Below are 25,118 nucleotides of genomic sequence, written 5' to 3' on the forward strand. Positions count from 1 at the left end.
TACTGTGGCCGAATCCGCATCTTGGTCGCCCGGGGGTGAATGGTGGAGCTGGACGAGGTTGCGGCCCGGCTGATCCGCAGGTACTGGCCGATCATCCTGCTGTGCGCGATGCTGCCGGTGCTGGCGATCGGGTACTACGCCAGGTCGCAGCCATCCACGTACACGGCGAGCGCGACTCTGGTCATCGCCAGCAAGGTGCCGCAGGCGGCCGGCGAGGCGGCTGGCGTGGCCGGTCAGGCGCAGGCCTTCGCCACCAGCCCGGACGTGCTGCGCTCCGCGATGCAGTCGGCGGGGGTCTCCCGCGACCTGACGGAGCTCACCAAGAACGTCACGCTGACCGGGCTCGGCTCCTCGCCGCTGGCCACGCTCGAGGTCACCGACAAGGACCCTGACGCCGCCAAGGCGCTGGCCTCCGCGCTTGCCGTACAGGTGACCGGTCAGATCGACCAGTCACGGGTCAGCGGGCTGCGCACCGTGCTGCACGACGTGACCAAGCGCATCTCCGACCTGACCTCACAGCTGGCCAAGGCGCAGAAGGCGGTGCTCGCCGACCCGAAGAACGCCGACCTGATCCAGAAGCGTGACGACATCCAGCGCGGTCTGACCGACCAGAAGGCGCTGCGCGCCAACGTCGTCGACCAGACCGCGCTGGCCGGGCAGTCGCGGGTGGTCAGCTGGCCCGTCCGCCCGCCGCAGGCCGACTCGCAGCGCCTGCTGCAGATGCTGGTGGTCGCCCTGGTCGGCGGCCTCGTGCTGGGCGTCATGGTGGCCTCGGCCATGGAGACGGTCAGGCCGACCGTGCCGGGCGTCCGCCGCGTCTCGCGCCGCCTCGGCGTGCCGCTGCTCGGCTGCGCCAGGGGCAGGAACGCCGCGCTCGAGCCGCTGGTGCGCAAGCTGCGGCTGGCCGCCCGCAAGGCGGGCGTGCACACCGTGGTCCTGGTGGGCGCGGGCGGCGGCGTGGCGCCCGAGGTCATGACCGCGATGTCCGGCGCGCTCATCGTCGCCCCGGTGCAGGAACCCGAGTCCGACCTGGAACCGAGTCACGACGAGACCACACCCGTGCTGCGCAAGAAGAACGCCTCGGGCGGGGTGGCCACCGCGCTGGCGGCCAAGAAGGTCGTGATGACGGAGGACACCTCCCCGATCCCGGCCATCCTGCCCGCCGTCAAGCTCGTGTCCCTGGAGGACCTGCCGCAGGAGCAGGAGCTCGAGGGCGTCGGCCTGGTCCTGGTGAGCAGGCAGGTGACCCGCCTGGCCAACCTCTACGTGATCAACGACCTGGTGGAGGCCTCGGGGTGGCCGCTGCTGGGGGTCGTGGCCGACTACGCGCCGCGCCTCAGGTTCAAGAGGAGATGACCGTGCTGACCGTCCCCTACTTCGTGCCTTCGTTCGCCGGAGACGCCTCGGCCGCGGTCCTCGAGGTCATGGAGTCCGGCTGGGTGACCACCGGTCCCCGCGCCGCCGCCTTCGAGGAGGAGTTCGCCGCCTATCTCGGCGCTGCGCACGTCGTGGCGGTCTCGACCTGCAGCGCGGCGATCGAGCTCGGGCTGCGCGCGCTCTCGCTGCCACCCGGCAGCGCCGTGCTCACCCCGAGCCTGACCTTCTGCAGCGCCGTCGGCGCGATACTCAACGCGCGCCTGCGCCCGGTGCTGGTCGACATCGACGAGCACACGCTGGTGCCCACCCCCGACACCATCGCCGCCGCGGTACGGCGAGCGGGCAAGCCGGCCGCCATGGTGGTCACCCACATGGCCGGATACCCGGTGGACGCCAAGGAGCTGGCGGCCGCCGCGGGCCTGCCCAGGGAGCGCGTGATCGAGGACGTCGCCCACGGCCCCGGCGGGCTGCTGCGCGGCGCCCCGATCGGATCCGACTCCTACGCGGCCTGCTTCAGCTTCTACGCCACCAAGAACCTGCCCATCGGCGAGGGCGGCGCGATCGCCACCTACGACGCGGAGCTGGCGGCCAGGCTGCGGGCGATGCGGCTGCACGGCATGACCAAGGACGCGTGGAAGCGCTACCTGCCCGGCGGCAGCTGGCGCTACGACGTGGCCGAGCTCGGCATGAAGGCCAACTTCACCGACCTGCAGGCCGCCATCGGCAGCGCGCAGCTGCGGGCCCTGCCCGGCATGCAGGCGCGCAGGCACGAGCTGGCCGCGCGCTACGACGCGGCGCTGGCCGGCCTGCCGGGGCTGCGGCTGCCGCAGCGCCCAGCCAACGGCCACTCATGGCACCTGTACCAGGTCCGATTGCGCGACAGAACCACGGTCGACGTGGCGCTCGGCGAGGCCGGCATCGGCACCTCGGTCCACTTCATCCCGGTGCACCAGCTGACCGCCTACGCCAACGCGCTCGGCCCGCAGGAATGCGCCGCGGTCCCCGCCACCGACCGGGTCGCCGAGGAGCTGCTGTCGCTGCCGCTCTACCCGGCGCTGACCGACAAGCAGCAGGACCTGGTGATCTCCGCCCTCGCCGAGGCACTGGACGGCCGACCGTGCTAGCCCGACTGCGCGCCAGGAAAGCGCCATCCGGGTTACCCGCCCTGCTGATCGGCACCGGCACCGACACCAGGACCCTGGCCCGCACCCCGCACCCGGGCGTGCTCCCCGTGGGTTTCCTCGACGACGAGCACACCGGCACCGTCGAGGGCCTGCCCGTGCTGGGCAGGATCTGCCAGCTGCGCGAGGCCGCCAGGACCGCCGCCGTCGAGGCCGTGCTGGTCAGCGGCCCCGGACGCTCGGCGATGGAGCTGGCCGGGATCAGCGAGGCCGCCGCCGGCGCCGGGCTCGCCTTCGGGCACGCCGACCAGGCGGTGGCGCCGACGCGGCTGCTGGGCAGGGAACCGGCCGCCTTCGACCACGACAGGATCAGGCGCGCCGTACAGGGGCGCAGGGTATTGGTCACCGGCGCCGACGACCCGGTCGGCGAGCAGCTGATCACCTGCCTGCACGCCGCGGGTGCGAGCGCCGTGGAGGTCGCCGACCGGCACGCCGTCGAGGGCGCGTGCGAGCGGGTCAGGCCCGAGCTGGTCTTCCACGCCGACCTCATGCACGACCTCAAGCTCGCCGAGCATGAGCCGTGCGCGGCCGTCGCCAGGAACGTCGGCGGCACCCACCGGGCGCTCACCGCCGCCATGCGCCACGGCGCCGAGCGGTTCGTGCTGGTGTCCGGGGTGGAGGCCGCGGACCCCGCCTCCGTGCTCGGCGCCAGCTACCGGGTGGCCGAGCTGACCGTCCAGGCCAAGGCCGGGATGGGCGTACGGCTGGCGGCCGCGCGCGTGGGCACGCTGGTCGCCACCCCCGCCTCGCTGCTGTCGGAGCTGGCCAGGCAGGCCGGCGCGGGCGAGGCCATGACGATCGCGCATCCGAACGCGACCCGCTACTTCATGACGCTGTCGGAAGCCGTGTTCCTGACGCTGGAGGCGGCCGCGCTGGCCGAGCAGGGCGAGGCGTTCGCGCTGGACACCGGCGAGCCGACACCGGTGGTCTCGCTCGCGCACACCTTCGCGGAGCAGCTGCGCCTGCCGCAGGTCCGCATCCGCTTCACGGGCCTGGAGTCGGGCGAGCGGCTGGACGACAAGCTCTTCTCCGGCGGCGAGCTGCGCACCCGCACCGCCAACCCGCAGGTCTGGGCCGCCCGCCCGGGACCCGCGCCGACCGGCCAGGCCTTGCTGCTCGAGCGGCTGCACGCCGCCGCCGACCGCGGCAGCGAGCAGGACGTGCGCATGCTGCTGCGCCGCCTGCTGCCCGAATACCGGACCGCTCCAGTCCGCGCGCCCACCCATCTCATCCAGGAAGTGCTGTGATGCCCAGCTACGTGATCACAGGGGGCGAGGTCCTGGAGATCGCCGACGGCGCGCCCACGTGGATCCCCGGCCTGATCGAGGAGACCGTCGGCGGTACGCCGCTGACCTCGCCGCCCGCGACCACGACCGTCCGCCTGCGGATCGAGGACTCCACCGAGCCGTTCTCCCGGGCGGGCATGAGCGTGCTGACCCGCGGAGCCTACGGCGACGGCTCCCGGGTGCTGCTCGCCGACGCCTGCTCCTCCGGGTTCGACCTGCTGGCCGAGGCGGAGGACGACGTGCTGACCGTGCGCGCCCGCTACCGGCCCGCGCCGAAGACCCGGGCCGCCAACACCGTCCTGCGTTCGCGGTTCCGGCTGCTGGCCGGGCAGACGCTGGTCCACTATCCGGTGCTGTGGCGCGCCGGCTGGCGTGGCCGGGTTCCGCTGCACGTCTCCGTCGTCGGTACGGCCGGCCGTACGGTCATGCTGGCCGGACCCGGCGGCGTCGGGAAGTCGACCCTGGTACGCAGGGCGATCGCGCTGGGAGCCAGGGCGACGGCCGACAACCTGTGCACCGCCGACGCCACGGCCTGCTACGGGATCGCCGAGCCGATGCGGACCGACGCGCACGGCGCGGGCGGGCCCGCGACCTCGCACGGGCGGGTCTCGGTGCCGTTCGCCGACCGGATGGAGCGGCTGGAGCCGGACCGGCTGGTGGTGCTGGCCCGCGGACCCAAGACGGAGATCGCCGAGCTGAGCCCGGCCGAAGCCGCGCGCGTGCTGACGGCGGGCACCTACGCCGGCGGCGAGCTGCGCCGCTACTGGGCCTTCTGCGCCACGCTCGCGCTCGGCACGGGCCGCGGCCCCGCGCACCCGCCGATCGCCGAGTTGGCCGGGGCGTACGTCGCGGCGCTGCCGTGCTTCCTGGTAACCATCGCCGACGGCGAGGCCGTCGGCATCGAGGAGCTGCCATGACCCGCATCCGGGTGGCCAACGTGATCACGCGGATGACCGCGGGAGCTGGGGGAGTCGCCTTACGCGGCGCGCTCGCCCTCGACCCCGACCTCTACGAGGTGTCGTTCATCGCCGGAGGCACCGGGCTCGACGGCTCGCGCGGCGACGCCACGGCCGAGAAGGCCGAGGTGCTGCGTGGCGAGGAAGCGGTGGCCGCGGCGCCGCCGGCCGACCTCATCGGTGAGGCCTTCCGCGCCGGCATGGAGGTCACCCAGGTGCCGTCGCTGGTGCCGGAGATCTCCCCGCGCAACGACAGGGCGGCCCTGCGCACGCTCACCCGTGTCCTGGCCGAGGGCGGCTACGACGTGGTGCACACCCACAGCGCCAAGGGCGGCGTGCTCGGCCGGCTGGCCGCGGCCAGGGCCGGCACCAAGCGGATCGTGCACACCTGGCACGGCTTCCCCTTCCACGACTTCCAGGCGGCCTGGCGGCGCGAGATCTACGTCCGCATCGAACGCCACTGCGGCAAGCACACCGACGCCTTCCTCGCCGTCGGCGCGCAGGTCGCGGTCGAGGCGATGCGCCGCAAGATGGGCACCGCCGACCGGATCAGGACGATCCCCCCGGCCGTCGACACGTATACATACGCACCGGGAAACCGCGAGCAGGCGCGCGCTCTGCTCGACCTTCCCGTGGGCGTCAGGATCGTGGGGACCGTCGGCCGGGTCTGCTTCCAGAAGGCGCCCGAGCACTTCGTCGAGGCACTGTCCAAGCAGCCGGACGACGTCTACGGCGTCTGGATCGGCGGCGGCGAGGACCTGGACGAGATGAAGGCCCTGGCCGAGCGGAAGGGACTGGGCGAGCGCATGCGCTGGCTCGGCCACCGCGACGACGTGGTCAGGCTGCTGCCCGCCTTCGAGGTGTTCGCCATGGCCAGCAGGTACGAGGGCCTGCCGTGCGTGGTGATCGAGGCCGTCAACGCCGGCGTGCCCGTGGTGGCGACCTCGGTCAACGCGCTGTCGGACGTGGTCGTGCCCGGCGAGACCGGCCTGCTGGTGCCGCCCGCCCGCCCCGAGGAACTGGCCGCCGCCATCACCTACGTCCTGGACCACCCGTCGGAGGGCAAGCGGATGGCCGAGGCGGCCAGGCAGCGCATCGGCTCCGACTACACGCCCGACGCCCTGGCCACCGTGCTCGACCAGGTCTACCGCGGGCCCTACCGGCGACCTTTTCAAGAGGGGAAATAGTGGATCTGACCGTCTTTAGCCCCAGGGTGTTCGACAGCACGGACATGCCCGCCGACACAGCCGTGCTGGACGCCCTCGACCACCAGGTGTCCGGGGTCGACCTGGCCGCGCCCCCCGTCGTGCTGCCCGACTTCCACCACAAGTCGAAGATGGAGCTGCCGTCGTCCGTCGCGGTCGCCACCACCGGCACGGTCAGGCCGACGCTCACCTCGGCCTCGGTCAACTGCGGCATGGCGCTCATCTCGCTCGACCTGGGCGAGCGCCCGAGCACGGCCGCCGTCGACACCTTCTGCCGGCGCATCAAGGACCGCTACCCCTACCCGCCGACCAAGAAGCGCGAGCTCACCCTCTCCGAGGTACGGCGCGCCGCGGTGGACGGCGCCGCCTTCGCAGCCGAACGCTGGAGCGTTCCCGTCGAGGAGCTGGAACGCATCGAGGAAGGCGGCCGCCTGGACCTGGAGCGGTACGGCGGCGCGGCCCGGCTGCTCAAGGAGATGCCCGCGATCGCCTTCCAGCTGGCCAGGATGCGCTTCGGCACGGTCGGCCCGTCCAACCACTTCGTCGAGCTCCAGCAGGTCGAGGAGATCTACGACGAGCCCGCCGCCGCGCTGCTCGGCCTGCGGCACGGCCAGATCACCATCCAGTACCACGGCGGCGGCGGCGTGCTCACCGGCGAGGTCGGCGCCCTGTTCGGCCCGCGCAAGCACAACCCGCGCAACCTGCGCCTGGCCGCGGCCGTGCAGAAGCCGCTCTACCACCTGGCCACCTCCCGCTCGATGGCCGAGCTGAAGCGGCGCTACGCCCTGTACTTCTCGCACGCCTGCCCGCCGCTCGACCTGGACTCCACCGAGGGGCAGCGGCTCATGCTGGCCAACGCGGCCGCCATGAACTACGGCTTCGCCTTCCGCCTGGCCACCTACTCCTACCTCAAGCAGGTCGCCCGCGACGTCTTCGGCGGCGCCGAGGGCCGGCTGGTGGTGGACTCGCCGCACAACTCGATGTACGAGGAGCCGCTGCCCACCGAGTTCGGCGAGGGCAGGACCGCCGTGGTCCACCGGCACAACTCCTGCCGCGCCTACCCGGCCGAGCTGATGCCCGAGGGCACCGTGTTCGGCGTCACCGGTCAGGCGCTGCTGCTGCCGGGCACGAACAGGACCTCCTCCTACGTGGCGCTGCCCGGCGACGACGTCGCCGACAGCCTGCACTCGGCCTGCCACGGCGCCGGCACGGTGATCTCCGACTTCGAGCGCCGCGGCCTGTCCAAGCAGCACCCGCAGGGCCACGTGACCCGCCGCTACCGCTACAGCGACGCGGCGCCGGCCGACGTGGCGCACCTGGACGACAACGGCTTGAACGCGGCCGTGGCCATCCTCACCGACAACAAGCTGGTCCGTCCCGTGGCACGGCTGCGGCCGTTCGCCGTACTCAACTAGCCCATCCAGGAGGAAGCCGTATGCCCGATTGGGCCGCGCACGGCGAGCGGTGGCGACTGCTGCTACCGCCCGGCACGGAGCTGGTCCGCGTCGCGGACCACCCCGTGCTGCCGTCGGGCAAGCAGGTCGCGGTGCTGGGCGGGCGCCGGCAGGTCCGCGCGGCGCTGCGCCGCGCGGGGCTGCGTCCCGAGTCCGTCTACGTCGCGCTGCCCTCGTTCGCCGACCCGGTGCTGGTGGTGCCGCTCGGCTCGCCGTTGCTCGGCTGGGCGGCGCGGGGCGTGCTGACCGTGCCGCCCGACGTGACCTGGCCGCACCCGGTGTACTCGCTCGCCGTCCGGCTGGTCAGGCGGCTGCCGTGGCTGCTCGGGCTGCTGGCGGGCCAGCGGCTGGTGATCGCGTCATGAGGGAGCTGCTCGGCGGGGGGAGCGTCGCACTGCTCGCGGGCTCCAGGGACCCGAACGCCAAGGTCACCGCCGTCGTCATGGACGGTCCTGGACTGCGCGTGGTCAAGGTGGCCACCACCGAGGAGGCCGCCAGGGTCGTGCTGGCCGAGGGGAGGCTGCTCGAGGAGCTGACCACCCGCGCGCCCGAGGCGGTGCGGCGGACGCTGCCCGAGGTGCTCGGGTACGGCGAGGTGGACGGGCTGCCCGCGCTGATCACCCGCGGCATACCGGGAACGCCGATGCTGGCCGACTACCACCTGTGGCGGCACGTGGCCAGGCGCCGCCGGGTGGCGGCCGACTTCGCCGCCGCCGCGACCTGGCTGGGGCTGCTGCAGTCCGCGCCCACGGGTCCCACGCGGCCCGTCACCATGGCCGCCGAGGCCGTCGACCGCGTCGCTGCGAAATACCGGGCGCCCGACCGGCTTGCCGCCAAGCTGGAGGAGTTGGCGGCCGTCGAGCTACCGGGCACGGTCTCGCACGGCGACTACTGGCTGGGCAACATCCTGGTGACCCGCGGCCGCGTGACCGGCGTCGTCGACTGGGAGGCGGGTGAGGTCGACGGCGACCCGCTGCGCGACGTCGCCCGCTTCGCCCTGTCCTACGCGCTCTACCTGCACCGCCACACCCCACCCGGCCGCCGGGTGGCCGGACATCCGGGGCTGCGGGCCGACGGGTTCGGGCCCGGCATCAGCCACGCGCTGCTCGGCGCCGGCTGGTTCCCCGCCCTGGTCGAGCGGTTCGTCGCCGGGGCGCTCGAGCGGCTCGGCGCGCCCCGGCGGCTGTGGCGGGCGGTGCTGCTCGCGGGGCTGGCCGACGTGGTGGCCACGGCCGACGACCCGCGCTTCGCACAGGACCACCTCGACCTGCTCGACCGGCTCTGCGAGGTGACCCCGTGACCGGCACGGCGATCGACGCCTCAGCGGTCATCGCCCGGCTGGAGAACCCGCCGCCGCGCCGGGCCCGGTCGCTGGCGGCCTTCGCGATCGCCGCCGCGGTGTTCTCGCTGCCGCTGCTGCGGCCGCTCGGCCCGAGCAACACCGGCATCCCCGACGCCGGGCTCGTCCTCCTGGTGATCATCACGGTCCAGTGGGCGAGCGGCAGAGCGTACAGCCTGCGCACGCCGTACATCGTGGCGATGGGGCTGATCGTGCTGGGCGGCGCGATCCCCGCGACGATCACCGGCGAGGGCGGCCTGACGCTGGCGCAGGACGTGTTCGTCTACTTCTGGGCGATCGCGCTGGCCAGCCTCGGGCGGGACCCGCAGCTGTTCGCCATCGCGGTGCGCACCTGGGTGGTCACCGCGGTGCTCGGCGCGGCGCTCATGCTGGTGGGCATCTTCGCCGGAATCCCGTACCTGTCGGGGCAGAACATCGCCGAGGGCGTGCGGGCCGGCTACACCTTCGGCGAGCCGAACTACGCCTCGAACTTCTTCCTGACCGGGCTGTTCCTGCTGCGTGCCGCCCGGTATCCGCGGCGTCCTGTCTGGCGCTGGCTGTGCGTCGGCGTGCTGCTCGTTGCGCTGACCTACAACGGCTCCAACGGCGCGTTCCTCGGGCTGGCCATCGGCACGATCGCGGGCGCGTTCTTCACCCGGGTCAAGCGGCGCCAGATCACCGCGGCGATCCTGCTGGCGGGCAGCTGCCTGCTGGTGGCGGGCGCGGGCAAGCTGCTGATCGACACCGACGCGATCCTCGCCCAGGTCTCGAAGATCTCGCCGGTGGCCAAGGACTCGATCGGGCGCCTGACCTCCAGCGAGGGCAGCAGGGGCGAGGTCACCGCCCAGACGACCGGCATGTGGCTCAACGACGCTCCGTGGTACGGGATCGGGCCCGCGCGCACGCTCGGCGAGATGCGGCGCCTGCTCGAGCCGTATCCCAAGGAGGCCCACAACGACTACATCGCGGCGCTGCTCGAACGCGGGCCGCTGGGCGCGCTCGGCGTGCTCACGCTGATGGGGTCGCTGGCCGTGCGGGCCAGGCGGGTCTCGGCCAGGGACGCGCTGAAGCCCGAGTACGAGCGGATCATTCCGCGGCCCGAGCTGCTGGCCGCGATGACCGGCGTGATGGCCTTCTCAGGCCTGTTCTACGAGGTGCTGCACTACCGCCATTGCTGGGCGCTGTTCGGGGTGCTGGCCGCGCTGGAGATCTGGGGGCGCAAGCCGCGCCAGCCGGGAGTGCTGCCGGGGGTGCTGCCATGAGGCTGCTGTCGCTGCTGGCGGGCAACGCCGCGGCCCGGGTGGGCGCGATGGGCACGCTCGCGCTCGGCACCGTCATGGTCGCCCAGGCGGGCGGCTCGGTGCTGGTCGGCGAGTTCACGCTGTTCCGGGTGCTGCCGGGGATCGTGTGCGTGCTCGCGGTGTGCGGGCTGCCCGCGGCCTCGCCGTACTTCCTGGCCCGCGAGAGCGCGGAGCGGCAGGTACGGCCCGCGCTGTGCGTGATCCTGCTGGGCGGGGCCGCGCTGGGCGGGACGGTTTGGCTGGTGCTCAGCCCGCTGCTGCATCGGGTGTTCCTGTCGGAGCTGAGCCTGGGCATGGTGGCGGCGGCCGCGATCCCGACCTTCACGCAGACGTTCGTCGCGGTCGGCAAGTCGCAGCTGCAGGGCGGGCAGGACCAGCGCGGCGCGAACGTCGCGATCTTCGCCGAGGAGGCGGCCTTCCTGCCGCTGTACGGCGCGGTGCTGCTCGTCTCGCACGACGTGCGCGCCATGCTCGTCGGCCTGGTGCTCGCCGACGTCACGGTCGCCGCCGGCATCGCCGTACGGCTGGCGCGGACCGGCTACTTCCGCGGCTGGGAGCGCCCCCGTTGGCCGCTGATTCGTGAAATATGCGGATACGGGCTGCGCGGGCAGGTCGGCGGGCTGCTCCAGCTCGTCAACGACCGCTTCGACGTGGCGCTGCTGGCCGCCGTGGCCAGCCCGTCGGTGCTCGGCGTCTACGCGGTGGCCAGCAAGCTGGCCGACCTGCTGCGGATGCCGGGGCTGGCGCTGACCTACGTGCTCTACCCGAGCTTCGCCCGCGACCCCGAGGGCGCCGCCAAGCGGACCGCGGGCTTCATGGCCAGGGCCTTCGTGGCCAGCGCGATCGCGGCCGTGCCGCTGGTGCTGCTGTCGGGCCCGGTGCTGCCGCCGGTGTTCGGCGCCGAGTTCGCCGCGGCCGTGCTGCCCAGCCAGATCATGATCGGCGGCACCGTGGTGTGCAGCGTGGCGGGGCTGGTGACCGCCTATCTGATGGGCATCGGTCGCCCGGGCGCCAACTCGATCTCGATCGTCGCGGGCGTGGTCATGACGGTGGGGCTAAACCTGCTTCTCGTCCCGCGCCTGGGCGCGGTCGGCGCCGCCATCGCGGCGGCCTCGGCCAACGTCGCGACCACGGCGACCCTGCTGGCCTTCTTCGTGGCAGTGCGCGGCAGGAAGCCCCTGCCCGCGGAGGTGATGACATGACCAGATGGAAGCTCGCCGCGGCCTCGGGAGCGCTCGCGCTGGCCGCCGGATGCGGCGGCAGCAGCGGGGCGACGCTGACCGGGCACACCCCGGCCGTCTCCGGCTCAGAGGATCCGGACGGCCAGGTCATCACGAGCGTCACCGAGCAGGGGGCGGGCCCCAAGGCGGCCAGCCCGTCTCCGCTGCCCTCGCCGACCGCCTCGCGCAAGCCGCAGCCGCGTGACCTGTCCGGGGGCGTCACCACGCCGCCGCAGAACAAGTACGAGGAGGCCGCCGACCAGGCGGTCGCCCGCGGGATGACGGTGTGGGTGGAAGCCGACCTGAGGAAGCAGTGGCAGGCCGGTCCCGCCGCGTTCGAGGCGGCCATCGCCAAGATCAAGGGGATCGCCCAGCGCAAGGGCGTCGCCGGGGTCAAGATCGCCGACGAGCTCGGCTACAACGACGGGATGGACTCGCCGGCCCAGATCAAGGCGTTCCTGGCCGACAGCGCGCGGGCCCTGCGCAAGGCCGTCCCCGACACCCAGATCATGGTCGACTTCTACGTGCCGACGCTCGGCTGCCAGCCCGGCTCGGTGCACCCTAAGGCCGTGTCCTGCGCCGAGGCTGCCAACTGGAAGTATCCGCAGATCTCGCTCGGCAACGTGGACTACTACCTGGCCGGCGGCAACATCGACGTGCTCAACCTGAGCACCGCCATCCAGACCGACGACGTCTATCGCGCCTGGGGCACCACCAGGGCGATCACCCAGCGGGCCGCCTGGACCGAGGTCTCCGCGCGCCGCTGGGCCTACTACGTGACCATCTTCGCCCGCCGCGGGCTGGCACACCCCGGCGCCTTCGACGGAGACAGGGCCAGGGCGGAAGACCTGGGCTCGGTGTTCATCGACATCCCCAAGTCGTTCGGGGTGGGCGCCACCGACGTCTGGACCTGGCGCCAGGCCTACAAGAACGACACCTACCGGCTGATGGACCCGGGCATGAAGTCCAACCCGCTCTGGGATGCCCTGCTGGCCCGCCGCAAGGCGGGCGACCGCCTGATGACGCACTTCACTCCGAGCTCGGTGGAGCGAAGCGTCCCCGAGGACCTGTCGGTCCTCTCGACCGTGTTCACCGATGTACTGATCGCCGCAGGAACCGGGTGATTCGTCATGACCAGTCACGTCTACTCGCTCCCCACGGGAGAAGCGCCCATTGTCTCGGGGCCGGGCATCGCACCCTTGGTGTCCCGGCGCCTGCTCGACATCGCCGTCACCGGGATCGCCCTGCTGCTCCTGGCCGTGCCGATGCTGGTGATCTACCTGATCGTCCGCTGGTCCAGCCGCGGGCCCGGCTTCTTCGCCCAGCTGCGGGTCGGGCAGGGCGGCCGGCCGTTCTCCATGTACAAGTTCCGCACCATGCGGGTCGGGGTGGCGGGACCGCTGGTCACCGCCTCCGCCGATCCGCGGCTCACGCGCGTCGGCGCGTTCCTGCGCCGCTACTCCCTCGACGAGCTGCCCCAGCTGTGGAACGTTTTACGTGGCCACATGACGCTGGTCGGCGTCCGCCCCGAGTCGTACGGCATGGCGGTGCTCTACCCGGTCGAGCGGCGCTGGATCTTCGAGCACCGGCCGGGGCTGACGGGCCCCGCCCAGATCAGGTTCCGCGACTTCGACATCCTGGGTCCCGGCGAGGTGGACCTCAGGATGTACATCGAGAAGGTGGTCCCGGCCAGGGAGCGGGTCGACGCGTGGTTCCTGCGCAGGCCGACCTTCCGCGCCACGCTCCAGGTGCTTGCCGACACCGTCCGTTACTTCCTGGGGATGCGGTTGGGGCCTGAGCGTCAACTGTGAGTGGGTATCCTCGCGCGCGTGTCCTTCTTTCGTGATCGCGCGGTGCTGGTCTGCGGCGGCGCCGGGTTCATCGGCTCGCGCTTCGCCGCCGACCTGGTGGCCGAGGGTGCCCGGGTGACCGTGCTCGACCGCCTGTCCTACGCCGGCGGGCGCGACAACGTGCCCCGGGAGGCGGCCTTCGTGCGCGGCGACGTGTGCGACGCGAACCTGCTGGCCGACGTGGTGCCCGGGCACGAGATCGTGGTCAACTTCGCCGCCGAGTCGCACGTCGACCGATCGATCGAGGCGCCGGAGGTGTTCACCAGGACCAACGTGCTCGGCGCCCAGACGCTGTTCGACGCCTGCCTGCTGGGCCGCGTCGGGCGGGTCGTGCAGGTCTCGACCGACGAGGTGTACGGCTCGATCGCCGAGGGGTCGTGGGCGGAGGACGCCCCGGTCATGCCCAGCTCGCCGTACTCGGCCTCGAAGGCGGCGGCGGACCTGATGGCGCTGGCCTACGCGCGCACCTACGGGCTGCCGGTGAGCATCACCCGCTCGGCCAACACCTATGGGCCGCGCCAGCACCCGGAGAAGCTGATCCCGCGCTTCGTGACGAACCTGCTGACCGGGCTGAAGCTGCCGCTCTACGGCGACGGCCGCAACGTGCGCGAGTGGCTGCACGTGGCCGACCACAGCAGGGCGGTGCGGCTGGTGGCCGAGCGCGGCGAACCCGCCGCCGTCTACCACGTGCCCGGCGCCGCGGAGCTGACCAACCGGGAGGTGACCGAGCGCGTCCTGGCCGAGATGCACGCCGACTGGTCGGCCGTCGAGCACGTCGCCGACCGCAAGGGCCACGACCTGCGCTACTCGCTGGCCGACAACCGGCTGGCCGCGCTGGGATACCGGCCGGGCGTGGACTTCGAGCGTGGCCTGGCCGAGACCGTGCGCTGGTACCGCGACAACGAGGCCTGGTGGAAGCGGCGGCTCTAGCCGTGCATCTGGCCGCCGCCCGCGCACAGCGAGCAGGAGTGCCGGCGCCGCCGGTGCACGGCGCGCAGCCCGGGCGGGCACGCCGTCGACAGCGCGGCCGACAATGAGGAGTCGCTGGTCAGTATCGCCACCTCGAGCCTGCGCAGGTCCGGCGACGGCTCCAGGCCCAGTTCCTCGGCCAGGGTGCGCCGCCCGTCGCGGTAGACCTCCAGCGCCTCGGCCTGCCGGCCGGCGCGGTAGAGCGCGATCATCAACTGCCCGCGGAACGTTTCACGCAGCGGATGCTCCTTCACCAGGACGGTGAGTTCGCCGATCACCTCGGCATGACGCCTGAGCCGCAGGTCGGCGTCGATCCTGTCGGCCAGCGCCGCCAGCCGGTCCTCTTCCAGCCTGGTGCTCTGCCGGTGCAGGAACGGGATGTCGTCCAGCCCGGACAGCGCGGGCCCGCGCCACAGGCTCAGCGCGGTGCGCAGCAGCTCGCCGCCCTTGGCCACGTTTCCCGAGGCGAGCGCCTGCTGACCTCTGTGCACGAGGCGCTCGAACCGCCACGCGTCGACCGCGTCCGGCGCCGCGCGCAGGGTGTATCCGGTGGATTCGTGGGCGATCACTCCCGCGCCGCCCAGGGCCCGTCTGAGCCGGTGCAACTGCAGGCGTAACCGGCCCGCGCCCGCATCGCCCGCCTCGGCTCCCCACAGCGCGTCGATCAGGTGGTCCGCCACTGCCACGGTGCCGGGGTGGCACAGCAGCATGGCGAGCAGGCTGCGCTGCTTACTTGACCGCAGGGATAAACGCCGTTCCCCGACTACCACTTCAAGCGCGCCCAGAATTCCGAATCTCAGATCATTTCCCGACACAGACAGAGGGTAGGTCGCCATTCCGCCGAATGGGGAAACTTTACTGAAACTCAAGGGAAACCCGCTGATCTCACACTCGACCTCGCCACACGTTCCAGGTGGGGGGATAAAGGTGAAAGTAATTCAACGAACATTATTCGGTGGTGTCCTGATTTTTGGGTTTATATCGGGACCAAATATCGCCATTCCGGGTCACGACGGCCCGATGCGGGCGCAAGTACAGCGTCCGAAGGCCGTCAGGCCAGGTCCCCTGCCCTCCAAGAAGGGCACCGTCACGGTCAAGAGCGCGGCCGCCGCGATCGCCTCGGTCAACGACAAGGTGAACCTGCGGCCGCTGGTCGTCGCCGACGGCGCCGGCGACTGGGGCCTGGCGACCTGGCGGGCGGCGCTCGACCGCGTCGGCACGCCGTACGACGTGCTGCTCACCGACAGCCAGCAGCTCAACGCGGCCGATCTGGTCCAGCCGGACGGGACGGGCAAGTACAACGCGATCCTGCTGACCAACGGCTACCTCGGCGCCCTGGACGCCGGCGAATGGAACGCTCTATGGGCCTATGAGCGGGACTTCGGCGTACGGCAGGCCTCGCTCTACTCAGCCTACGGCACCTACCCCGAGGACCAGTGCCTGCGCCCCGGCAGTGAGGGCGGCGTGGGCGACACGCCCATCAACGCGACACTGACGAGCGCGGGCGCGGGCGTGCTCGACTACCTCAAGACCGGCGTGAACGTGCCGATCTCGCTGTCGTACGTCTACCGCTCCACGATCGCGCCCGGCTGCGCGGCCGAGCCGCTGATCACCAGCGGCTCCGACGTGCTCGGCGTGCGCAGCACCTCCAGCGACGGGCGCGAGCGGATCGCGCTGACGTTCACCTCCAACCAGTACCTGCCGCAGGCCGACCTGCTCACCTTCGGGCTGCTGCGCTGGGCGACCAGGGGCCTGTACCTGGGCGAACAGCGCCACTACCTCGGCGCGGACGTCGACGACTGGTTCAACCACACCGACCACCTGCGCAGCGACGGGACCGTGGACGCCAACCCCGGCTTCCGGATGAGCTGGAACGACGCCGCCAACGCCTACAGCCAGCAGAACAGCTTCCGCTCGGCCAACCCGCTCGCCTCCGGCTTCACGCTGAACGTCGCCTACAACGGTGAGGACGCCAACCCGTCCGCGTACTCCTCCTGCCTGCCCATCCTGCTCAGCCCCGACCCGCTGACCAGCTACTCGCGCTGCCGGGCCACCTCGTTCAGGTGGATCAACCACACGTTCACGCACCCCAAGCTCAACTTCACCGACTACCCGACCACCTACGCCGAGATCCACGACAACCTGACCAGGGCCGCCCAGATCGGGCTGAGCGTGCCGCCCGCGGTACTGAAGACCGGCGAGTACTCGGGGCTGGGCGTCTACAACCCCGACCCGAACAACGACATCGACCCGCCCACCGACTACGGGCTGAACGCCTCCAACCCCAACCTGCTCCAGGCGGCCAAGGACCTGGGCGTGAAGTACCTGCACGGCAACATGTCCTTCGCCAGCCACCGGCCCTCGTGCTTCAACTGCGGCATCTACCACCCGATGGAGCCGTCGGAGATGATCGTGCCCGACTGGCCGACCAACATCGCCTACCACACCACGACGGCCGCGGAGGAGACCTACTTCTACAACTCCTACTACGGGCCCAGCGGCAAGTTCCCCTACTGGCCGGTCAACCAGACCTACGCGCAGATCCTGGACCACGAGAGTGAAGTGGCGATGCAGCACGTCATGTCCGGATCGGTGTACGTGCACACCTTCCACCAGGGCAACCTGCGCAATTACGGCTCGGGCAAGACGCTGGTCTTCGACTGGCTCAAGGCCGTGCTGGCCAAGTACAACGGCTACTACAAGGTCCCGGTGCTGACCCCCGACTGGAGCACGCTGGCCCAGTACGTGGAGAACAGGACCAAGCACTTCGCGAGCCTGCCCTCGGTGAACGCCGTCTACGACAGGTCCGCCGGCACGGTCACCTTCACCTCCACCGCCAACGCGTCCGTCTTCGCCACCAACGCCGCGCTGCCCGGCGCGACGGCCTACGGCACGGACACCACCGCCCTGGTCACGCTGACCGCGGGCACCCCTGTCACCGTCGCGGCGAGCGTGCGGCCGTGAAGGTGACGCTCGTGTCCGAAGGCACGTACCCCTTCGCCATGGGCGGGGTGAGCGTCTGGATGGACCAGCTCATCCGCGGCATGCCCGACTACACCTGGGACGTCGTCACGATGACCGTGGACGGCGCCGAACGGCCCGTCTGGGACCTGCCGCCCAATCTGGACCAGGTCATCGCCATCCCGCTGTGGAAGCCCGCTCCGGCCGCCAAGGCGCCCGGGGCGGGGTTCCGCACGCCGTACGGGCTGTTCCTGGAGATGGTGCTGACGCCGGCGGTCATGGGGGAGGGCAGCGCCGAGTTCCTGCGCGTGCTGGAGGCGCTGTTCAGGTTCGCCCGCGACGGCGGCGACCTGGTGGGCGCGCTGACCGCCAACGAGTCGCTGGCGCAGCTCATGGACGCCTGGGAGGGCTACCGCAGCGAGGGGCTCAACCTGGCCGAAGCGATCACCGCCGGGCACCTGATGGGGCACATGCTGCGCCCGCTGGCCGAGCCGCCGATCCGCACCGACCTGACGCACGTCGCGATGAACGGCCTGAGCACGCTGGTCGCGATGGCCGCCAAATGGGAGTACGGCACGCCGAGCGTGCTGTCGGAGCACGGTCTCTACCTGCGGGAACGCTACCTGCAGTACGTCCACGAGCCCGTCTCCCACGCGGTCAGGGTGCTCCTGCTCAGCTTCTTCAGGCGCCTGACCGGCGCGGCCTACGTCGCGGCGGACCGGATCGCGCCGCACTCCTCCTACAACCGCCGCTGGCAGGTGCGCACGGGCGCCGACCCGGACCGGATCCGGGTCATGTACAACGGCGTCGACCCGTCGGAATTCCCCGTCGCCGAGTCGGAGCCCGACGAACCGACGATCGTCTTCATGGGCCGGATCGACCCGCTGAAGGACCTGCACATGCTGTTACGGGCCTTCGCGCTGGTCCGCGAGACGATCCCGGAGGCCAGGCTGCGCGTCTTCGGCGGCGTCCCCACGGGCAACGAGAGCTACCACGACAGCTGTATGGCGCTCATCGACGAGCTCGACCTGGAGGGCGCCGCCATCTTCGAGGGCCGCGTCTCCGCGCCGGCCGACGCCTACCACGCGGGGCAGGTGGTGGCGCTCACCAGCATCTCCGAGGGCTTCCCCTACACCGTGGTCGAGGCCATGGCCTGCGGCAGGCCGGTGGTCTGCACGAACGTGGGCGGGGTCGCCGAGGCGGTCGACGACGCCGGGTTCATCGTGCCGCCGCGCGACCACGTGGCCGCCGCCGAGGCGATGACCCGGCTGCTGAAGGACCCGGCGCTGCGGCGTCGGCTGGGCGTGGTGGCCCGGCGCCGGGTGATGGAACGTTTTACGCTCCGCCGGTCGCTCGACGACTACCGCGCCATCTACCAGGAGCTCCTGGGATGACGCCACGGTCGATCGACGATCTCATCGAACCGATCTCCCGCGCCGTCGAACCCCTGCAGGCCGCCGCCATCCTCGAGTCCGCGGGGCTGGACGACCGGATCGCCAGGGAACGCTACGGGCATCCCGACGTGTTCGCGCTGGCCGAGGCGGTCTACTCGCGGATCGTCCCGATGATCCAGGCCTCCGGCGGGCCGCCACGCAGGGCGCGCCCGATCGCCCAGATGGCCCACGGGCTGCTGTACGCGATGCCCGCCGCGCTGCTGCCCGCGGCCGGCGGGCTGGTGGGCAGGCAGTGGCTGATGCCCGGGCTGGTGCTCACCACGGGCATCGGCTGGGTACTCGGCAGCGCGGCCGCCCAGCTGGCCTACTCCTACCTCGGCCGGGACGCGCCCGGCGCGGCCGGGCGGGTGCTGCGCACCGGGCTGGTGATCGGGGTCGCGGTGGCGGCCGTGACCGTGAGCGCGCTCGGCCCCGTGACGCTGGTGGCGCTGTGCGTCACACAGATGGCCTTCCAGCTCTCCTCCGGGATCCTGCTGTTCTACCGGCGGGAGGGGCTGCTGGCGGCGCTCATGCTGCCTGCCGTGCTGGCCGGCGCCGGGTACATCGCCATCGGCAACCGCGGGGCCGCGCTGCTGGCCGTCTGCCTGGGCGTCGTCTGCGTGGCCGCCGTGTCGGGCGCGGCGATCCTGCTCACCCTCGGCCGGGTCGAGACCTCCGGGGTCCCGCTGCGGACGCTGGCGCCGTCCATCGTCTACAGCGTGCTCACCGCCGCGTTCCTGCTGCAGGCCGAGGGCCGTTACGTGCTGGACAGGGCGGACCTCGCGGTCGCGGGGGCGGGGCTGGTGCTGGGCATGGGGGTGCTGGAGTACCGGGCGCACACCTTCGAGGACGAGGCGCGCAGGGTGATCAGGGAGGTGCGCTACCCGCGGGAGTTCACCAGGCGCACCCGGCTGCTGCTCGGCAAGGGGCTGCTGATCTGCCTGGGCGTGCTGTCGGCGCTGTCCGCCGTGCCGCTCACGTTCCTGTATCTGGCCGGGTCGCTGACGCGGGACAGCGTGCTCATGGCGGCGGCGCACGTGGTCGTGGGCGCCGCCTATTTCCTGGCCTTCCTTCTGGGCAACCAGGGCAAGATCCGGCTCCTGTGCGCGGCGCAGGCGCTGGTGCTCGCCGTACATCCGGGGGCTCGAGCCCTCTGGCCCGACGTGCCGCTGTTTCTGGCCGCCGGGCTGCTGTTCCTCGTGATTCTGCTCATTCTGGCCCTGCACAGTCTCAGGGACGTCCGGCAGTACCGATAAACGGGAGGAAATCGATCATGCACGTCGTCATCCTCGCGGGTGGCAAGGGCGTGAGGTTACGCCCCTACACCTCCGCGCTGCCCAAGCCGCTGGTCCCGATCGGCGAGGAGTACGCCATCCTCGACATCATCCTGCAGCAGCTGACCAGCCAGGGCTTCACCCGGGCCACGCTGGCCGTGGGGCACCTCAGCCCGCTGATCCGCGCCTTCGTCGGCGACGGCTCGCGCTGGGGGCTGGACGTGGACTACACCGAGGAGGTCACTCCGCTGTCCACGATCGGGCCGCTGTTCGCCATCCGCGACCAGCTGCCGGAGCGCTTCCTGGTCATGAACGGCGACGTCCTCACCACGCTCAACTACGCCGACCTGCTGGCCAGGCACGCCGAATCGGACGCGCCGCTCACCGTGGCCACCGCCCCGCGGGTGGTGAAGATCGACTTCGGCGTGCTGGAGGCCAACGGCGGCCGCATCGTCGGCTTCAGGGAGAAGCCGCTGCTCAGCTACCAGGTGAGCATGGGCGTCTACGCGCTGTCGCGCAAGACGATCGCGCCCTACCCGGACGGCATGCCGTTCGGCTTCGACGAGCTGGTGCTGGACCTGCTCGCCCAGGACACGCCGCCCGGCGTGTACGAGTTCGACGGTTACTGGCTCGACATCGGACGGCCCGACGACTACGACGAGGCCAACGCCCGCTTCGACGAGATCAGGCCGCTGCTGCTGCCCTCCAGGGAGGCCGTACGGTGACCAGAATCCTGCTCTTCGGCGCCACCGGATTCATCGGCATCCACGTCAGGGAGCGGCTGGCGGCCGAGGCCGAGCTGGTGTGCCCGGGCAGGGCGGACCTGGACCTGCACCGGGCGGTGCCCGGCGAGGTGGCCGGCCTGCTGCGCGAGGTCCGGCCGTCGATCGTGCTCAACTGCGTGGGCACGCTCGCCGGGCGCGCCGACGAGTTCGTCCGCGGCAACGCCGGCGTCACCGCGACGCTGCTCGAGGCGATCGCCATGGCCGCGCCACAGGCCAGATTCGTCCGGCTGGGCTCCGCGGCCGAGTACGGGCCCACCGCCTTCGGCCACTCGGTCAAGGAGAGCGACCCCACCAGGCCCACCAGCGCCTACGGCATCAGCCATCTGGCAGGCACACTGCTGACCGCGGCCACCGGCATCTCCCTGCGGATCTTCAACCCCGTGGGGCCGGGCATCTCCGCGGCCAGCGTGCTGGGCAAGGCCAGGGACCTGATGCGGGAGGCGGAGGACCACGTCGACCTCGGCCCGCTGGACGCCTACCGAGACTTCGTGGACGTCCGGGACGTGGCCGAGGCGGTGGCCTGCGCCGCGTTCGGGCCCGCCCCGGCGGGGATCTTCAACGTCGGCAGCGGCAAGGCGGTCACGGTCCGCGAAGCCGTGCGGTTGCTGGCCGAGGAGACGGGCTTCACCGGCGAGATCAGGGAGGGCGACCAGCAGTCGGCCAGGTCCGCGGCGGTCAGCTGGAGCAGGGCCGACGTCGGCCGGGCCAGGGAGGTCCTGGGCTGGAAGCCGCGCCACACCCTGGACGAGTCGATCAAGGCGATGGTGTGATGCGGACCCTGCTCTCCTTCGCCCTGTTCACCTACGTGCTGCAGGGCTACCCGCACGGGCGGCTGGACGCGGTCGAACACGCACCGCACCAGCTCGCGATCGTCGACCTGTCCAGGGACGGCACCGAGCGCGGCTACTTCACCGCCGAGGAGATCGCGCGCGTGCGGGCCTCGGGCAAGACGGTGCTGGCCTACTTCGAGATCGGCTCGATCGAGGAGTTCAGGACCGAGTACCGGCCCTCCCGCGACCTGGCCGTCAACGTCTGGAAGGACTGGCCCGACGAGCACTTCGTGCGCTACTGGGAACCCCGGTGGTGGCACAGGGTCGTCAAACCCAGGGTCGACCAGGCACTGCGCGCCGGCTTCGACGGCGTCTACCTGGACACGCCGCTGGCCTACGAGGAGATCGACCTGGCCAAGCTGCCCGGCGAGACCCGGCACTCGCTGGGCAGGAAGATGGCCGACCTGATCATCAGGATCAGCGACTACGCCAAGAAGATCAGGCCGGGGTTCTTCATCGTGCCGCAGAACTCTCCCGAGCTGCGGCACTACTCCGGCTACACCAGGGCCATCGACGGCATCGGCATGGAGGAGCTCTTCTACCGGGCCACCGACGTGCCGTGCACGAAGTCCTGGTGCAAGGAGAATCTGGACGACGCCCTGGCCCTGCGCCGGCAGGGCAAGGCGGTCTTCGCCACCGACTACGCGGTGTCCCCGGCGCACATCGCCCGCGCCTGCGCCCTGTACCGCCGTTACGGATTCGCCGGAAACGTGACCCGGGTTGATCTCGATCGAGTCAGTCCCCCGTGTCACTGAAAGGAGTGTGAAATGCCGAAAACTGTCGGCGTCGTGGGCATGGGGTACGTCGGCCTCACCCTGACCGCCGCCCTGGCCGACCGCGGCTACGTCGTCCACGGGGTCGACGCCAGCCCGCGCGTGGTCGAGGCCCTGTCCAAGGGGCGCGTGCACGTCTACGAGCCCGGGGTAGAGGAGGTCTTCGAGCGCTATCTGGGCAAGACCATCTTCATCTCCGACAGCCTGCCCGACCAGCGGCTGGACGCGGCGATCCTGTCGGTGTCCACGCCGGTCGCCGCCGGCGGCACGCCCGACCTGACCAATCTCGCCGCCGCGGCCAGGCACATCGCCGAGCGCTGCGACCCCGACACGCTGGTGGTCGTCCGCAGCACGGTCCCGATCGGCACCAGCCGCGAGGTCGTGCTCCCGCTGCTGACCCAGCGTCACCTGGTCATGGCCCCCGAGCGGACCATCCAGGGCCAGGCCCTGCGCGAGCTGGTCGAGCTGCCCCAGGTGATCGGCGGGCTGGACGAGCCCTCCCTGCGTGCGGGCATCGAGCTGTTCGCGGGCCTGGCCGACCAGATCGTGCCCGTCTCCAGCCTGGAGGCGGCCGAGATGGTCAAGCTGTCCAACAACTGCCACACCGACCTGATCTACGCCTTCGGCAACGAACTCGCCCTGATCGCCGAGCAGAACGGGCTCGACCCGCTGGAGGTCATCAGGGCCGCCAACCTCGACTACCCCCGCCCCGACCTGGCCAAGCCCGGCTACGTGGGCGGCGGCTGCCTGTCCAAGGACCCCTACCTCATGCTCGCGAGCACCGGCGCCCACCGCCCCTACCTGGTCGGCATGGCCAGGGGCCTCAACGAGCGCCTCCCCGCGCACGTGGCCGAGCGCCTGGTCGCCCAGATCCAGGACGTCTTCGGCCGCACCCACGGCATCCGGCTGTCGGTCCTCGGCTGGGCCTACAAGGGCTGGCCTCCCACCGACGACATGCGCGGGACCCCGATCGCGGACATGATGCCGGTCTTCACCGCCGCCGGCCTGACCGTCCTCGGCCACGACCCGCTGGTCAAGGAGGCGGTCATCCGCGAGTACGGCGGGCTCCCGGTGAGCCTGGACAAGGCCTTCGCCGAGGCCGACGCCATGCTCATCGTCAACGACCACCCCGACTACCGCGGGATCGAGGTGGAGGCCAGGCTGGCCACCTCGGACCTGCGGCTGCTGTTCGACTCCTGGCGCATCCTCGACCAGGCCGAGGTCACCAGGCACGGCGTCCGCTACTCGGGGATCGGATACGCGCCATGAGGGCCCTGCTGCTCGGCGGAGCCGGATTCATCGGCCTGCACCTGGCCAACCGGCTGCTGGCCGACGGGCACGAGGTCACCGTGGTCGACGACTTCTCCCGCGGCCGCCGCGACCCCGCCGTCGAACGCCTGACCGGCGTGGTCTCCGCCGATCTCACCGATCCCGCCTCGTACGCGGCCCTCGAGCCGGGCTGGGACCAGATCTACATGCTCGCCGCCGTGGTCGGGGTCCGCAACGTGGAATCCGACCCGGCCAGGGTCATCAGGGTCAACACGCTCGCGCTGATGCACCTGCTGGACTGGATCCGGCCGGGCGACCGGCTGTTCTTCGCCTCCACCAGCGAGGCCTACGCCGGCGGCGTCAGCGCGGGCGTGGTCCCCGTGCCCACGCCGGAGACCGTGCCGCTGATGATCGAGGACGTGGGCTCACCCCGCTTCACCTACGCCATCAGCAAGATGCTCGGCGAGGCGGCCGTGCTGCACACCGCCAGGGCCAAGGGCTTCACCGCGGTCATCGGGCGCTTCCACAACATCTACGGGCCCCGGATGGGAGCCGACCACGTCATCCCCGAGCTCGCGCTGCGGGCCGTACGGGGAGAGGATCCGTTCGCGCTGTACGGGTCCGACCAGAGCAGGGCGTTCTGCTACGTCGACGACGCGGTCGAGGCGATGGTCCGGCTGATGGAGACGCCCGCCGCGGCGGGGCAGATCGTGCACATCGGCAACGACTCCGAGGAGACCAACATCGGCGACCTGGCCAAGCTCGTGCTCCGGGTGGCCGGGGTGAGCCCGGAGATCCAGCGGCTGCCCGCGCCCTCCGGTTCCGTGGCGCGGCGCTGCCCCGATCTGACGCGGCTGCGCGAGCTGACCGGCTACGAGCCGCGGGTCGGGCTGGAGGAAGGGGTCCGCAGGACGTTCGAGTGGTACAGGGAGTCGTGGTGACCCAGCCGATCTGCTTCTACTACGGCGCGGGCTCGATCGACCGGCTGGCGCACTTCGACAAGGTGGTGCTGCAGGCGGACTTCTACACCCCCGGCGAGCTGGCCGTGCTGTGCCGCCGGGGCGTCCAGACGCTCGGCTACCTCTCGCTGTCGGAGGACGTGGGCCCGCCCGCCCCCTGGCACCGCGCGGAACGCAACCCCGACTGGGGTGGCGCGTTCGTGCACGTGGACCATCCCGGCTGGGTGGCGCACGTGGTGGGGCAGGCCGAGCGGGCGATCGAGGCCGGGTTCAGCGGACTGTTCCTGGACACGCTCAACCTGGAGCAGACCTACCCGGAGGACCTGCCGCACCTGCTCACGCTCATCGCGGCGATCAGGGAGGAGGCGCGGCCCGCCTACCTGCTGGCCAACCGCGGGTTCGGGCTGCTGCCCGAGCTGGTGGGGCTGGTGGACGGCGTGCTGTTCGAGTCGTTCTCGGCCCGCTGGGTGGACACCGAGCGGTACGCGCCCTGGCCCGACGACGTGCTGGAGGTGCACGCCGGGGTGGCCGAGCGGTTGCTCGGCTACGACCTGGACCTGTTCGCGCTGGACTACGCCGACAGCGACGAGCTGACGGCCTTCGCGATCCGGCGGGCGCGGGAGTTCGGGATGCCCTGCTTCGTCAGCGACCGGGTGCTGTCGCGGATATGAAACCGCCACCCCGCTTCCTCGGGGT

Annotated in this window: 23 protein-coding genes; 22 read left to right on the plus strand and 1 reads right to left on the minus strand. The window is 71.6% G+C overall.

Features of this window, described 5'->3' with window-relative positions; genetic code table 11:
* Nucleotides 1–39: 39 nt before the first annotated feature.
* From ACIBHX_RS49990 to rfbB, 13 genes are read left to right on the plus strand one after another with little or no spacing between them, the layout of a single operon-like run.
* Nucleotides 40–1,356 (plus strand): hypothetical protein, encoded by a 1,317-nt coding sequence (locus tag ACIBHX_RS49990; RefSeq protein WP_397075809.1) that lies wholly within the window; start codon nt 40–42, stop codon nt 1,354–1,356.
* Nucleotides 1,353–2,501: a DegT/DnrJ/EryC1/StrS family aminotransferase gene (locus ACIBHX_RS49995; RefSeq protein WP_397075810.1), complete on the plus strand. Its 1,149-nt coding sequence runs from the start codon at nt 1,353–1,355 to the stop codon at nt 2,499–2,501. The genes ACIBHX_RS49990 and ACIBHX_RS49995 overlap by 4 nt, the downstream gene beginning before the upstream one ends.
* Nucleotides 2,495–3,805 carry a polysaccharide biosynthesis protein gene (locus ACIBHX_RS50000; RefSeq protein ID WP_397075812.1) on the plus strand — a complete coding sequence of 437 codons (1,311 nt, stop codon included), beginning with the start codon at nt 2,495–2,497 and terminating at the stop codon, nt 3,803–3,805. Before ACIBHX_RS49995 ends, ACIBHX_RS50000 begins: the two co-directional genes overlap by 7 nt.
* Nucleotides 3,805–4,761 (plus strand): hypothetical protein, encoded by a 957-nt coding sequence (locus ACIBHX_RS50005; RefSeq protein WP_397075814.1) that lies wholly within the window; start codon nt 3,805–3,807, stop codon nt 4,759–4,761. Before ACIBHX_RS50000 ends, ACIBHX_RS50005 begins: the two co-directional genes overlap by 1 nt.
* Nucleotides 4,758–5,987 carry a glycosyltransferase gene (locus tag ACIBHX_RS50010; protein WP_397075815.1) on the plus strand — a complete coding sequence of 410 codons (1,230 nt, stop codon included), beginning with the start codon at nt 4,758–4,760 and terminating at the stop codon, nt 5,985–5,987. Before ACIBHX_RS50005 ends, ACIBHX_RS50010 begins: the two co-directional genes overlap by 4 nt.
* A 26-nt stretch (nt 5,988–6,013) precedes the next feature.
* Nucleotides 6,014–7,420, plus strand: coding sequence for an RtcB family protein (locus tag ACIBHX_RS50015; RefSeq protein WP_397075816.1), 1,407 nt, complete (start codon nt 6,014–6,016; stop codon nt 7,418–7,420).
* Between the two features lie 20 nt (nt 7,421–7,440).
* On the plus strand, nt 7,441–7,824 hold the full coding sequence (locus ACIBHX_RS50020; protein WP_397075818.1) for a hypothetical protein: 384 nt from the start codon (nt 7,441–7,443) through the stop codon (nt 7,822–7,824).
* Complete coding sequence (locus ACIBHX_RS50025; RefSeq protein WP_397075819.1) at nt 7,821–8,759, plus strand: phosphotransferase family protein; 939 nt, start codon at nt 7,821–7,823, stop codon at nt 8,757–8,759. Before ACIBHX_RS50020 ends, ACIBHX_RS50025 begins: the two co-directional genes overlap by 4 nt.
* Complete coding sequence (locus tag ACIBHX_RS50030) at nt 8,756–10,060, plus strand: O-antigen ligase family protein (RefSeq protein ID WP_397075820.1); 1,305 nt, start codon at nt 8,756–8,758, stop codon at nt 10,058–10,060. The genes ACIBHX_RS50025 and ACIBHX_RS50030 overlap by 4 nt, the downstream gene beginning before the upstream one ends.
* On the plus strand, nt 10,057–11,301 hold the full coding sequence (locus ACIBHX_RS50035; protein ID WP_397075822.1) for a polysaccharide biosynthesis C-terminal domain-containing protein: 1,245 nt from the start codon (nt 10,057–10,059) through the stop codon (nt 11,299–11,301). Before ACIBHX_RS50030 ends, ACIBHX_RS50035 begins: the two co-directional genes overlap by 4 nt.
* Complete coding sequence (locus ACIBHX_RS50040; protein ID WP_397075823.1) at nt 11,298–12,443, plus strand: hypothetical protein; 1,146 nt, start codon at nt 11,298–11,300, stop codon at nt 12,441–12,443. The genes ACIBHX_RS50035 and ACIBHX_RS50040 overlap by 4 nt, the downstream gene beginning before the upstream one ends.
* 6 nt (nt 12,444–12,449) lie before the next feature.
* On the plus strand, nt 12,450–13,130 hold the full coding sequence (locus ACIBHX_RS50045) for a sugar transferase (protein ID WP_397075824.1): 681 nt from the start codon (nt 12,450–12,452) through the stop codon (nt 13,128–13,130).
* An 18-nt stretch (nt 13,131–13,148) separates the two neighbouring features.
* Entirely contained in the window at nt 13,149–14,099 is a 951-nt protein-coding gene (gene rfbB / locus ACIBHX_RS50050) for a dTDP-glucose 4,6-dehydratase (RefSeq protein WP_397075825.1), read from the plus strand.
* Here rfbB and ACIBHX_RS50055 read toward each other — a convergent pair.
* Entirely contained in the window at nt 14,096–14,974 is an 879-nt protein-coding gene (locus ACIBHX_RS50055) for a BTAD domain-containing putative transcriptional regulator (protein ID WP_397075827.1), read from the minus strand. The genes rfbB and ACIBHX_RS50055 overlap by 4 nt on opposite strands.
* Before the next feature lie 184 nt (nt 14,975–15,158).
* On the opposite strand from ACIBHX_RS50055, the gene ACIBHX_RS50060 reads away from it, so the two are divergent.
* From ACIBHX_RS50060 to ACIBHX_RS50100, 9 genes are read left to right on the plus strand one after another with little or no spacing between them, the layout of a single operon-like run.
* Nucleotides 15,159–17,102, plus strand: coding sequence for a hypothetical protein (locus ACIBHX_RS50060; protein ID WP_397075828.1), 1,944 nt, complete (start codon nt 15,159–15,161; stop codon nt 17,100–17,102).
* An 11-nt stretch (nt 17,103–17,113) separates the two neighbouring features.
* Nucleotides 17,114–18,493 carry a GT4 family glycosyltransferase PelF gene (gene pelF / locus ACIBHX_RS50065; protein ID WP_397075830.1) on the plus strand — a complete coding sequence of 460 codons (1,380 nt, stop codon included), beginning with the start codon at nt 17,114–17,116 and terminating at the stop codon, nt 18,491–18,493.
* Nucleotides 18,490–19,788 carry a hypothetical protein gene (locus ACIBHX_RS50070; RefSeq protein WP_397075832.1) on the plus strand — a complete coding sequence of 433 codons (1,299 nt, stop codon included), beginning with the start codon at nt 18,490–18,492 and terminating at the stop codon, nt 19,786–19,788. Before pelF ends, ACIBHX_RS50070 begins: the two co-directional genes overlap by 4 nt.
* Nucleotides 19,789–19,805: 17 nt before the next feature.
* Nucleotides 19,806–20,531, plus strand: coding sequence for a sugar phosphate nucleotidyltransferase (locus tag ACIBHX_RS50075; protein WP_397075833.1), 726 nt, complete (start codon nt 19,806–19,808; stop codon nt 20,529–20,531).
* The gene (locus ACIBHX_RS50080) at nt 20,528–21,361 is read left to right on the plus strand and encodes an NAD-dependent epimerase/dehydratase family protein (protein ID WP_397075835.1); all 834 of its coding nucleotides are present in this window, start codon (nt 20,528–20,530) and stop codon (nt 21,359–21,361) included. The genes ACIBHX_RS50075 and ACIBHX_RS50080 overlap by 4 nt, the downstream gene beginning before the upstream one ends.
* Nucleotides 21,361–22,176, plus strand: coding sequence for an endo alpha-1,4 polygalactosaminidase (locus ACIBHX_RS50085; protein WP_397075837.1), 816 nt, complete (start codon nt 21,361–21,363; stop codon nt 22,174–22,176). Before ACIBHX_RS50080 ends, ACIBHX_RS50085 begins: the two co-directional genes overlap by 1 nt.
* A 12-nt stretch (nt 22,177–22,188) precedes the next feature.
* A complete protein-coding gene (locus tag ACIBHX_RS50090) occupies nt 22,189–23,463 on the plus strand; it encodes a nucleotide sugar dehydrogenase (protein ID WP_397075838.1) in 1,275 nt (424 codons plus the stop codon).
* Entirely contained in the window at nt 23,460–24,404 is a 945-nt protein-coding gene (locus ACIBHX_RS50095) for an NAD-dependent epimerase/dehydratase family protein (protein ID WP_397075840.1), read from the plus strand. Before ACIBHX_RS50090 ends, ACIBHX_RS50095 begins: the two co-directional genes overlap by 4 nt.
* On the plus strand, nt 24,401–25,093 hold the full coding sequence (locus tag ACIBHX_RS50100) for a hypothetical protein (RefSeq protein WP_397075841.1): 693 nt from the start codon (nt 24,401–24,403) through the stop codon (nt 25,091–25,093). Before ACIBHX_RS50095 ends, ACIBHX_RS50100 begins: the two co-directional genes overlap by 4 nt.
* Nucleotides 25,094–25,118 lie beyond the last annotated feature (25 nt).

This window comes from Nonomuraea sp. NPDC050536, from assembly GCF_044457685.1.
In the GTDB taxonomy this organism is placed as follows: domain Bacteria; phylum Actinomycetota; class Actinomycetes; order Streptosporangiales; family Streptosporangiaceae; genus Nonomuraea.

Bases quoted from the DNA above. Each gene is read 5' to 3' on its own strand.
- ACIBHX_RS50060 (WP_397075828.1), top strand. From the start codon at position 15,159: ATGCGGGCGCAAGTACAGCGTCCGAAGGCCGTCAGGCCAGGTCCCCTG.
- ACIBHX_RS50010 (WP_397075815.1), top strand. From the start codon at position 4,758: ATGACCCGCATCCGGGTGGCCAACGTGATCACGCGGATGACCGCGGGA.
- ACIBHX_RS50070 (WP_397075832.1), top strand. From the start codon at position 18,490: ATGACGCCACGGTCGATCGACGATCTCATCGAACCGATCTCCCGCGCC.
- ACIBHX_RS50055 (WP_397075827.1), bottom strand. From the start codon at position 14,974: ATGGCGACCTACCCTCTGTCTGTGTCGGGAAATGATCTGAGATTCGGA.
- ACIBHX_RS50025 (WP_397075819.1), top strand. From the start codon at position 7,821: ATGAGGGAGCTGCTCGGCGGGGGGAGCGTCGCACTGCTCGCGGGCTCC.
- ACIBHX_RS49990 (WP_397075809.1), top strand. From the start codon at position 40: ATGGTGGAGCTGGACGAGGTTGCGGCCCGGCTGATCCGCAGGTACTGG.
- ACIBHX_RS50040 (WP_397075823.1), top strand. From the start codon at position 11,298: ATGACCAGATGGAAGCTCGCCGCGGCCTCGGGAGCGCTCGCGCTGGCC.
- ACIBHX_RS50020 (WP_397075818.1), top strand. From the start codon at position 7,441: ATGCCCGATTGGGCCGCGCACGGCGAGCGGTGGCGACTGCTGCTACCG.
- ACIBHX_RS50075 (WP_397075833.1), top strand. From the start codon at position 19,806: ATGCACGTCGTCATCCTCGCGGGTGGCAAGGGCGTGAGGTTACGCCCC.
- ACIBHX_RS50095 (WP_397075840.1), top strand. From the start codon at position 23,460: ATGAGGGCCCTGCTGCTCGGCGGAGCCGGATTCATCGGCCTGCACCTG.
- ACIBHX_RS50085 (WP_397075837.1), top strand. From the start codon at position 21,361: ATGCGGACCCTGCTCTCCTTCGCCCTGTTCACCTACGTGCTGCAGGGC.
- ACIBHX_RS49995 (WP_397075810.1), top strand. From the start codon at position 1,353: ATGACCGTGCTGACCGTCCCCTACTTCGTGCCTTCGTTCGCCGGAGAC.
- ACIBHX_RS50090 (WP_397075838.1), top strand. From the start codon at position 22,189: ATGCCGAAAACTGTCGGCGTCGTGGGCATGGGGTACGTCGGCCTCACC.
- ACIBHX_RS50035 (WP_397075822.1), top strand. From the start codon at position 10,057: ATGAGGCTGCTGTCGCTGCTGGCGGGCAACGCCGCGGCCCGGGTGGGC.
- ACIBHX_RS50005 (WP_397075814.1), top strand. From the start codon at position 3,805: ATGCCCAGCTACGTGATCACAGGGGGCGAGGTCCTGGAGATCGCCGAC.
- ACIBHX_RS50045 (WP_397075824.1), top strand. From the start codon at position 12,450: ATGACCAGTCACGTCTACTCGCTCCCCACGGGAGAAGCGCCCATTGTC.